The following is an 8,874-nucleotide window of genomic DNA, read 5'->3' on the forward strand; positions in this document are numbered from 1 at the left end:
ATCGGCCCATGAACGGCTCCCGCCCCACCGGCCCCCGCGGCCCCGTAAGGACCCCCGACCGGACCCCCGCGCCCGCCCGCTCCCCCAAGGACACCTTCATCACCGTCTACGGGCGGATGCCGGTGCTCGAAGTGCTCCAGGACCGGGAACTGCGGGTGGACAAGCTGGTCGTGGCGGACAACGCGCGCGGCGACAACCTCGACCGGATCCTGCGCCTCGCCGCACGGCGCGAGGTGCCCGTGAGGTCCGCGACCGCGCACCGGGTGAAGGTGCTCGCGGGCAACGGCAAGCACGACCAGGGGATCATCGCGGACGTGGTGGCACCGAGGATGGCGCCGCTCGCCGAGTTCCTCGACCGCCCGGCCGGGGAGCGCGCCGCGCAGGGGCGGGGCGTCCTGGTGCTCGACGGCGTCAACAACCCGTCCAACGTCGGCATGATCCTGCGCACGGCGACCGCCGCGGGCGTCGCGGGCGTGGTGCTGCCCCGGGTCGGCTCGCCCGGCGTGGACCCGCTGGTGATCAAGGCGTCGGCGGGGGTCGCCTTCCACGCGCCGATCCTGCGCTGCCGCACCGCCGCCGAGGCCCTGGAGGCGCTCTCCGGCGCCGGGTACCGGGTCTACGGCCTCTCCGGCGCGGCCCGCGGCTCCCTCTACACCGAACGCCTCCCGGACGACGTCGCGTTCGTCCTCGGCAACGAGACCGAGGGCATCTCGCCCGAGGCGGACCGCTGGGTCGACAGGTCCCTGCGCATCCCGATGGCGGGCGGCGTCGAGTCGCTCAACGTGTCCAGTGCGGCGGCGGTGCTCTGCTTCGACCTGGTGCGCAGGGCGGAGGAGCGCGGGGCTGCGGGCGGCGGCAGGCGCCGCTGAGGCCGGCGTTCCCCGGCCGGGCACCGCTCGTTCGGGCCAGTTGTCCGCGACAGCACCCCGCCGCCGCGGCCTTGTTGGTGTAATGGCCGGGGAGCAGCCGTAGAGGGCGGAGAGGCGGCCATGGGCTGGAGCACGGACGAGTTCGGCAGGTCTCACGAGGGCAGGCCGGGCGCGGTACTCGCCGACGGCACGGAGCCGAAGCCGGTCTACGTGGACCTCGGCAGCAGCAGCAACATGCACGAGATCAGCGACTGGTGGGTCTACGACGGCCGGCTGAAGCGGCCGCGTGCGAGCGAGGTGCGCGGCGCCTGCTCGTGCGGCTGGCGCGGCGCCGGGCGGTACGCGATCGACTGGGACGCGCTGGAGGCCGAGGGCGCGGACGAGCGGGACCCGTACGACATCGACCTGCCGGGCCCTTACGCGGACTGGGAGCGCCACCTGGACGAGGTGAGGTCGCGCTCCGTGCCGCTGCCCGCGGGGCTCCAGGACCTCCTCGACCAGGTCGAGACCCGGCTCGACGGCCTGGTCGACCAGGCGCCGCTGGCCGCGCTGAAGGCGGTGGCGACCCTTGAGCGCACGGTCAAGCGGGTGGCGGGCGACGCCGCGTACGCGGTGGAGATGGACGAGCTGTCCTGGGAGACCGTGGGCAAGGCCCTGGGCGTCCCCGAGCGCGAGGCCCGCTCCCGCCTGCTGGGCTACGCCCTGCGCCGCGACCACTGACCACGCCCCACCGCACCGGCCGCACCGGCCGCACCGGCCAAGGGTGACACCTCGAACGATATCGCTTTTGAGGCAATCACAATATCGTTTCGTGTGCAGTGACATCCCGCGGAAGGAGCCGCCCATGGCCAGGACGGTCATCGACCTCGACGAGGACATGGTCGCCGAGGCCATGCGCATCTTCGGCACCAAGACCAAGGCGAAGGCCGTGCGCCTCGCCATGGAGGACGCCGTCAAGAGGCACCTGCGGCAGGAGTTCTTCGACGCGATGGACGCCGGCGAACTCGACTTCGACGAGATCGTCGAGAGCACCGGCCCCCGTAACGCCGACGGCTCGCTCAAGCGTGGCGGAGGCCGCGCCGCCTGATGCAGGACCGCTACCTGATCGACAAGTCCGCACTCGCCCGCTGGACGAAGCCCGCCGTCAAGGAGGTGCTGCGGCCCCTGCACGAGCGCTGTCTGCTCGCGGTGTGCGGGCCCACCGAGTACGAGATGATCCACTCGGCGCGCGACAGGGCCGAGGCCGTCCGCATCAGCACCTGGCTCCACGCCTTCGACTACCTCCCCACCGGCGACGACGTCTTCGCACGCGCCCTCGAAACACAGCGCCACGCGCCCAACGCGGGCTTCCACCGGGCCCTGTCCCTACAGGACCTGCTGATCGCCGCCACGGCGGAACTGAACCGGCGCACCGTCCTGCACCACGACGGCGACTTCGACATGATCGCCTCCCTCACAGGACAGTCCGCCGAGTGGGTCGTGCCGCCCAAAAGCGCCGACCGCTGATCGCCGCCCGCCGTGCGGTCAGGCGTCGGGTGGGGTGGTCGGGTCCGGTGGGCGCTGGGCGGTGAGGTGTTCTCTGAGCAGGGAGACCCCTTCGGGGACGCAGCGCTCGCAGATGAGCAGGTGGTTGGCGCGGTTGCGGGACTGGGCCGCGCGCAGGGCGTCGGCTGCGGTCCGCAGCTCGTGGTCGTCGGGGGCGGCCGCCTTGAGCGCGCGGCGCAGCTGCCGGAGCAGCCGGGTCGTCTCGCGGTGCTCGCGGTTGAACGTGCCGGAGAACCCCGGGCTGACGAACGGCGGTTCCATGGTCGGCCGCACCTCGCGCCGGTAGGCCCCGAGCGGGTCGTCCCCGAAGTCCGCCGCGTACGACATGGCGGCGGTGGCCGCGTCGTAGAGCAGCCTGAGCCGGTCGAGCAGCCCGGTGACGCGGAGCCACTCGGCGGCGTCCGCGGCCCTGAGCGCCTCGTCGAGCAGGGAGTTCATCAGGGCCAGGAGCAGGTGGAAGATCTGGTGGCCGAGCCGCCAGCGCCCGAGCGGGGGCATCCCGCCGGAGGAGGGCGGGAGATACGGCTCCTCGTCGGCGGGTTCCGCGGGCGGCGGGGCCGCGGCGAGCGCGGTGTGGCCGAGCAGGACGAAGCCGGCGAGCAGGTCGGCGCGTTCGCGGTCGCCTAGCCCGGTCGCCGGCAGGTCGGCGAGGAACGCCGCCTGGGTGCGCAGCAGGGCGCGCGTCCACAGGTCGGGTTCCGGGCGGGCGCGGCCGATCCTGAAGTACGCCTCGTACTCCACCTCGGCAGGCGTGCCGGGGAAGCGCAGGTCGTCGGGGAGGGCGAGGACGGCCATCGGGTCGCGGTCCTCCGGCGGTGGAACGGCGGTGCCTGTGCCGCCCTCGTACTCAGCCACGGCGGGCCTCCCCCACGGCAGCGCCCGCCCTCGCCGCGCCGAGGGCGCCGGCCGCGAGCGCCTCCACCCGGGCGTGCAGCCGGTCCAGATACGGCTCCGCCTCGGGCTTCATGAGCACGCTGCGCAGGATGCGGGTGTCCTCCGCGTCGGCGACGGCGTCCGGCCTGCGGGCCGTGAAGGCGCCCGCGCTCACCCGCGACGTGCTCAGGAACACCGCGTCGTCCCCGCCGCGCATGCCCTCCCGCATGATCTCCTCGCTCGCCGCCGCGACCCTGCTGAGCACCGGCGGCGCGCCGTGCGGGTAGTACGTCACGATGTCCAGGTCGGGCGGCTGGTAGAGGTCGAGCCGTGGCGACGCCCCGATCAGCCCGGCCCAGCGCAGCGCGGCCCGGCGGCCGGGGGCCAGTACCCGGCCGAGCCCCGCGCGGGTCAGCGGGAAGAGGCGCAGCGTGAGCCAGAGCGCGGCGGCGGCCGCCCCGGAGCGCGAGCACTCCAGGCTGATCTCGCCCAGGTGGGGCCTGGCAGAGGTGAAGTACGTGTAGGGCGAGTCGTGCCCGTAGAAGCGCCGTACCTCCGGGTCGCGGAAGAGGACGGCGCCGCACCCGTACGGCTGGAGGCCGTGCTTGTGCGGATCGACGACGACCGAGTCGCAGGACGGCAGGGCGCGCCAGGGCGCCGGGTCGACGAGGGCGGGGCCGGGCGCCGGGGCGTTCCGCGGCTCAGGGCCGGGCTCCAGCCCCGGTACCGTCCCGGGCTCCGGCTCCGGCTCCGGCTCGGCGAGCAGGGTGAAGAAGCCGCCGTACGCCGCGTCCGCGTGCACCCGTACGCCCGCAGGGCGCGTGCGCTCAAGGATGCGGTGGAGCGGGTCGACGGCCCCGAGCCCGGTCGTGCCCATCGTGGCGACGACCGTGCCCACCGCGCCGGTGGACAGCAGCCGTTCGAGCGCGTCGAGGTCCATCCTGCCGCGCGCGTCCACCGGGACGGTGTACGCGTCGACGCCCAGCAGGTGGCACATCCGCGCATGCGTGTAGTGGCTCTCGGCGCTGAACGCGACGCCCCTGCCCGGATGGGACTCGCGCGCGACGAACAGCGCCTCCAGGTTGCCGAGCGTGCCACTGCTCGTGAGGTGGCCGAGGTGCTCCCGGTACCCGAACATCGCGGCGAGCGCCTCCACGACCTCCTCCTCCAGCGCGGAGCTGGTCGGGCCGCCGTCCAGCGCGTGGTTGTTGGGGTTGACGAGCATCGCGGCGAGGTAGCCGGTCACGGCCACGGGGTGCGGGGGCTTCAGCATCTGCCCGGCGTAGCGCGGGTGGAAGAACGGGTAGCTCCCGTCGAGGCGTTCGGCCAGCGCGTCGAAGGCGGCGGACAGGTCGGCGTCCGCCACGTCGAGCGCGGGGTGGCCGGGCCGCGGCCCGTGGCCGTCCTGCCACTTCTCGTGCTGCTCGACGGCTCTGCCGAGCCAGTGTGCGAGGTCCATGGTGCGGTCTGTGCTCCTTGGTCGGTGGGAGGCGCGGGGCCTCTGCGGTAAGGGGTGGTGCGCCGCCGTGTGCGGCCGGTGCGCGGGCGGGGTGGCACGCGGCGGGTGCGCGGGCCGGTGGCCGGGCGTCAGAGCGCGGCGCCCGCGGTGGCGACGAGCGCGAGAGTGCGGTCGATGTCGGCCTCCGTGCTCGCCGGGTTGATCGTGCAGAGCCGCAGGCAGCGCGCCCCCGCCACCTCGGTGGTGAGCACCATGGCGTCCCCGGTGGCGCACACCGCCGCGCTCACCCGCTCCTGGAGACCGCCGTCCGGCGCGGCCCCGCCGCCCTCCCGCTTGGAACCGCCGCCCTGCGGGGCGCGGCCGCCGCCGCGGTACCGGAAGGTCACGATGCCCAGCGCCGGCGGGGTGACCAGCTCCAGGTCCGGGTGGGCGGCGATGCGCGCGCCCGCGTACTCGGCGAGGTCGAGGCCGTGGTCGACCGCGCGCCTGAACGCCGCCGCGCCGAACGCGGACAGCGACAGCCACAGCTTCAACGCCCTGAGGCCGCGCGACTGCTGGGGCCCGTAGTCGTCGAGGTTGACCTCCTCGCCCGTGGCGCGGGCGGGCGCCAGATATCCGGTGTCGAGGCGGTGGCGGTCCATGCGGAAGCTCGCGCGGAGCACCGCGGGGTCGCGCACCAGCACACACCCCGCCTCGTACGGCTGGAACAGCCACTTGTGCGGATCCACCGTCAGCGAGTCCACCCACGCGAGCCCCGCACACCGCTCGCGACCGCGCGAGGTGAGCGCGGCAGCCGCGCCGTACGCGCCGTCGGCGTGCAGCCAGAGGCCGAACTCCCGGCAGACGGCGCTCAGTTCCGGGAGCGGGTCGACCGCGCCGGTGCTGGTGGTGCCCACCGTCGCGACGACGGCGAACGGGCGCAGCCCCGCCGCCAGGTCGGCCACCACGCGCTCACGCACCGCCCGCGCGTCGAGCCGCAGACCGGGCCCCGGCGGCAGCGCGCACAACTGGTCGCGTCCGAAACCGAGTACGTGCACGGCCCGCGCGACCGACGGGTGGGCCTGGGTCGAGCAGTAGAGCCGCGCGCGGGAGAGGTCGCCGCCGAGCCGGTCGTCCCGCGCGGCGGTGAGGGCCGTGAGATTGGCGACCGAGCCGCCGCTGACGAACACCCCGCCGAACGAGTCGGGCAGCCCCAGCAGTCCGGTGAGCCAGCCGAGGGCCGTCAGCTCGATCTGCGTGGGGCCTGAACCCACCAGCCAGGCGCCGGGCACACTGAGGAAGGCCGAGGCCAGCGCGTCGGCGAGCACGGCGGGGTAGTTGCCGGTCGTCGGCACGAACGCGAAGCACCGCGGGTGGTCGAACCGCACCCCCTGCGGCAGCACGTCCCGCGCCACCCGCTCCACGAGGTCCGCGAGGTCCGCGCCCTCCTCGGGCACCTCCCGCCCGACCAGCTCCCGCGCCTCTGCCACCCCGAGCACGGCGTGCGGCGGCGCCTGCGCGACCCCGAGCAGCCGCTCCACCACCAGGTCCACGACCTGCCGGCCAACCCGCCGCATCTCCCCGGCGGACAGCGCCAACTCGCCTTGCCTGTATGGCCTTTCATCGTCAAGCGACGCACGGCCCGGGGGCACTCTCCCGGCCGCCGCGACCCGCTCGGCCTCCCCGCCGCTCACGCGGCGCCCTCCCAGGCGCTGGCCGCGCCCGCGCGCCAGGCCAGGGTCGCCGGGTCGAGGGCGGGGCGGGCCGCGGTGAGCGCGCAGCGGTGCGCGGGGAACTGCATGAGCACCAGCTCGTCCCCCGCGGCCACCCGCCCAGGCGCCGCGTGCGGCCACCACAGCGCCTCGTCGGCGCCGAGCCGCGGCAGCGGTACGGGCCCCGCCGGGTCCGGCCCGTGCGCGACGCCGTCAGCGCCGAGCCGGTAGCGGCCCGCCGCGGGGACGGCCCGGGCGTGCCCCGCGCGCTCGGCGTGCACCACCAGCTGGCTCAGCGGCGGCACCCGCGTCGTACTGGCCCGGCCTCGCGGCAGCTCGGGCAGCAGGCAGGCGAGGACGTGCAGTCCGAGCGCGGGCAGCAGCCCGGCCGCGTGCTCCGCGGCCTGGCCGAGCGAGGAGACCGTCTGGAAGCGGGGGTTGATCTCGACGCCCAGCATCTCGCCGCCCGCTTCCGGGGATTCCAGGAGGTCGAGGCCGAAGACGCCCCGATAGCCCTGGGCGCGCAGCACCTCGCCCACGGAGTGGGCCGCGGCGCGTGCCCGCAGGTAGGCGCCAGGCAGCAGGTCGGCGGGGTCGAGCAGCTGGTTCCCGCAGTGCGTGCCCCACCCGGCACCCAGCCCCGGCAGGCCCACCAGCTGCTGGGACACCGCGCCCACGACCGTGCGGTCGCCGCCCACGCAGGCGCTGACCGTGAGGGACCTGCCGGACACCAGCCGGCTCAGCCGCAGGGCGCGCCCCGGCCAGGCCCGCAGCGCCGCGTCCAGGGCGCGCGCGTCGTCGACCCGTACGGTCCCCTGCCCGAGCAGGTTGTTCTCCCGGCGTTGGAGCACCGCGGCGGGCCAGTCGGCGCGCCAGTACGCCGCCGCGTCCGCGCGGTCACGCGCGGGCACGACGACATGCTCGGGCACCGCGACGCCCGCGGCCCGCAGCAGCCCGAGCGCCTCGATCTTGTCGGCGGCGCGTGCGGTGACGGCGGGGTCGGGCGCCAGCAGCCGGTGCCCGTGGGCCCGCGCCCAGCGCACCGCGTGGTCCCCGTGCTCGGGCGCGAAGGCCACGGCGAAGGCGCGCCCCGCGGGCCGCGCGCGGTCACCGCGCCGGGGCTGGGGCGCGGCCGTCCGCAGCAGCGGCGACACCGCCACGTGCCGCAGCCACGGCGCCGGGTGGCCGAACGAGGCCGACAGGAAGGCCGACCGGTCGAGCCACGCCACCCGGTCCACCAACTCCCCCAGCAGGGCGAGCCCCTCGTCCGCGTCGACCCCGTCGAGCCGTACCTCGTCCGGGAGGCCGTCCCGCGCCCCCGCCGGGCCTGCCGCCACGTCCGCCCCGTACGACGAAGCCATCGCGCCTCCCCCTTTGCCGGCGCCCCGTCGGCCCCGCACCGGAAGAAGTCAGCCACGCCGGCCGCCCGCCGCACACACCGCTCCGCGAATCCGGCCGCGCAAACACCCGCATCGGCTGAACGCCCCCGCACGCACGCGCCGTCCGGGGACATCCGTTCGCGTCACGGCGCCGGCGGTACGCGCGCGCGGCGGACGACCCGCATCACCTCCCGGCGCCCCCGGGCCCCTGCGCCCCACCTCCCGGCGCCCTCACGCCCCGGCGCCCTCCTCCTGGGCGGCCGCCGCCGCGGTCGGCACGACCAGCATCCTGGTCACCGTCCCGTCGTCGCCCTTGACATCCCGCACATGGCGGAAGCCCAGCCGCTCGCACATCGCGAGGCTGGCCCTGTTCTCCGCGCCGACCATGCCGTACGCCTCGGTCAGACCCAGGTTCTCCGCGGCGTGGCGCAGCAGGGTGCGGACCACCTCGCGGCCGAGGCCGCGGCCCCAGTGGGCCGGGACGAGCGCGGTGACCAGCTCGTGGCCTGCGACGTTGCCGGTCTTCTTGACCTCGGCGTGGCCGACGTACGCGCCCGCGTGCCACAGGCCCCAGACGTCGAAGAGGCGCCGCGGGTACACCTCGGTCAGGATCGTGCGGAACAGGACCCGGACCTCGGGCTCCGGCACCAGGTCCTGGCCCATCCAGCGGCAGACCTCCTCGTCGCGCAGCAGCGCCACGAAGTGGTCCTCGTCCTCGGGCCTGTACGGGAGGAACCGCAGGCGCTCGGAGTGCAGTTCGGGGGTCATGACGTGCTCCTCGGGGTGAACGCGACACTGGAGACGGGGGCGGGGCGGCGGGCCTGGCCCGCCGCCCCGGGGGCGAGGGCGCTCAGGAACCGGTGTTCTCCATGCGCTCGCGCAGGCTGCGGGGACGCATGTCGGTCCACACCTCGTCGACGTAGGCGCTGCACTCGGCCTCGGTGCCCTCCTTGCCGACGGGCTCCCAGCCCGCGGGGACCTCGATGTCGACGGGCCACAGCGAGTACTGCTCCTCGTCGTTGCGCAGCACCTGGTAGCGGGTGTTCTCGTCCATGACG

General features: G+C 75.4%; 10 protein-coding genes. 4 read left to right on the plus strand and 6 right to left on the minus strand.

Annotated features, from left to right (window positions below; all coding sequences use genetic code 11):
* The first annotated feature begins 8 nt into the window (after positions 1–8).
* From ABEA77_RS18435 to ABEA77_RS18450, 4 genes are all read left to right on the plus strand, one after another.
* Positions 9–869 (plus strand): TrmH family RNA methyltransferase, encoded by an 861-nt coding sequence (locus ABEA77_RS18435; RefSeq protein WP_345648450.1) that lies wholly within the window; start codon positions 9–11, stop codon positions 867–869.
* Positions 870–989: 120 nt separating this feature from the next.
* Positions 990–1,589, plus strand: coding sequence for a hypothetical protein (locus ABEA77_RS18440; protein ID WP_345648452.1), 600 nt, complete (start codon positions 990–992; stop codon positions 1,587–1,589).
* A 124-nt stretch (positions 1,590–1,713) separates the two neighbouring features.
* Positions 1,714–1,956 (plus strand): type II toxin-antitoxin system VapB family antitoxin, encoded by a 243-nt coding sequence (locus tag ABEA77_RS18445; RefSeq protein WP_345648454.1) that lies wholly within the window; start codon positions 1,714–1,716, stop codon positions 1,954–1,956.
* On the plus strand, positions 1,956–2,375 hold the full coding sequence (locus ABEA77_RS18450) for a PIN domain nuclease (RefSeq protein ID WP_345648456.1): 420 nt from the start codon (positions 1,956–1,958) through the stop codon (positions 2,373–2,375). The genes ABEA77_RS18445 and ABEA77_RS18450 overlap by 1 nt, the downstream gene beginning before the upstream one ends.
* Positions 2,376–2,393: 18 nt before the next feature.
* Here ABEA77_RS18450 and ABEA77_RS18455 read toward each other — a convergent pair whose 3' ends face one another.
* From ABEA77_RS18455 to ABEA77_RS18480, 6 genes are all read right to left on the minus strand, one after another.
* A complete protein-coding gene (locus ABEA77_RS18455; RefSeq protein ID WP_345648459.1) occupies positions 2,394–3,269 on the minus strand; it encodes a hypothetical protein in 876 nt (291 codons plus the stop codon).
* Entirely contained in the window at positions 3,262–4,746 is a 1,485-nt protein-coding gene (locus ABEA77_RS18460; RefSeq protein ID WP_345648462.1) for a pyridoxal phosphate-dependent decarboxylase family protein, read from the minus strand. The genes ABEA77_RS18455 and ABEA77_RS18460 overlap by 8 nt, the downstream gene beginning before the upstream one ends.
* A 128-nt stretch (positions 4,747–4,874) precedes the next feature.
* Complete coding sequence (locus ABEA77_RS18465; RefSeq protein ID WP_345648465.1) at positions 4,875–6,302, minus strand: pyridoxal phosphate-dependent decarboxylase family protein; 1,428 nt, start codon at positions 6,300–6,302, stop codon at positions 4,875–4,877.
* Between the two features lie 113 nt (positions 6,303–6,415).
* On the minus strand, positions 6,416–7,798 hold the full coding sequence (locus ABEA77_RS18470) for an ATP-grasp domain-containing protein (protein WP_345648468.1): 1,383 nt from the start codon (positions 7,796–7,798) through the stop codon (positions 6,416–6,418).
* 249 nt (positions 7,799–8,047) lie between these two features.
* On the minus strand, positions 8,048–8,584 hold the full coding sequence (locus ABEA77_RS18475; protein WP_345648470.1) for a GNAT family N-acetyltransferase: 537 nt from the start codon (positions 8,582–8,584) through the stop codon (positions 8,048–8,050).
* An 82-nt stretch (positions 8,585–8,666) separates the two neighbouring features.
* The gene (locus ABEA77_RS18480) at positions 8,667–8,870 is read right to left on the minus strand and encodes an MbtH family protein (protein WP_345648473.1); all 204 of its coding nucleotides are present in this window, start codon (positions 8,868–8,870) and stop codon (positions 8,667–8,669) included.
* Positions 8,871–8,874: the final 4 nt, after the last annotated feature.

Source organism: Streptomyces tremellae, assembly GCF_039540215.1.
Classification (GTDB): Bacteria; Actinomycetota; Actinomycetes; order Streptomycetales; family Streptomycetaceae; genus Streptomyces; species Streptomyces tremellae.

Bases quoted from the DNA above. Each gene is read 5' to 3' on its own strand.
- ABEA77_RS18435 (WP_345648450.1), top strand. From the start codon at position 9: ATGAACGGCTCCCGCCCCACCGGCCCCCGCGGCCCCGTAAGGACCCCC.
- ABEA77_RS18440 (WP_345648452.1), top strand. From the start codon at position 990: ATGGGCTGGAGCACGGACGAGTTCGGCAGGTCTCACGAGGGCAGGCCG.
- ABEA77_RS18445 (WP_345648454.1), top strand. From the start codon at position 1,714: ATGGCCAGGACGGTCATCGACCTCGACGAGGACATGGTCGCCGAGGCC.
- ABEA77_RS18450 (WP_345648456.1), top strand. From the start codon at position 1,956: ATGCAGGACCGCTACCTGATCGACAAGTCCGCACTCGCCCGCTGGACG.
- ABEA77_RS18460 (WP_345648462.1), bottom strand. From the start codon at position 4,746: ATGGACCTCGCACACTGGCTCGGCAGAGCCGTCGAGCAGCACGAGAAG.
- ABEA77_RS18465 (WP_345648465.1), bottom strand. From the start codon at position 6,302: ATGCGGCGGGTTGGCCGGCAGGTCGTGGACCTGGTGGTGGAGCGGCTG.
- ABEA77_RS18470 (WP_345648468.1), bottom strand. From the start codon at position 7,798: ATGGCTTCGTCGTACGGGGCGGACGTGGCGGCAGGCCCGGCGGGGGCG.
- ABEA77_RS18475 (WP_345648470.1), bottom strand. From the start codon at position 8,584: ATGACCCCCGAACTGCACTCCGAGCGCCTGCGGTTCCTCCCGTACAGG.
- ABEA77_RS18480 (WP_345648473.1), bottom strand. From the start codon at position 8,870: ATGGACGAGAACACCCGCTACCAGGTGCTGCGCAACGACGAGGAGCAG.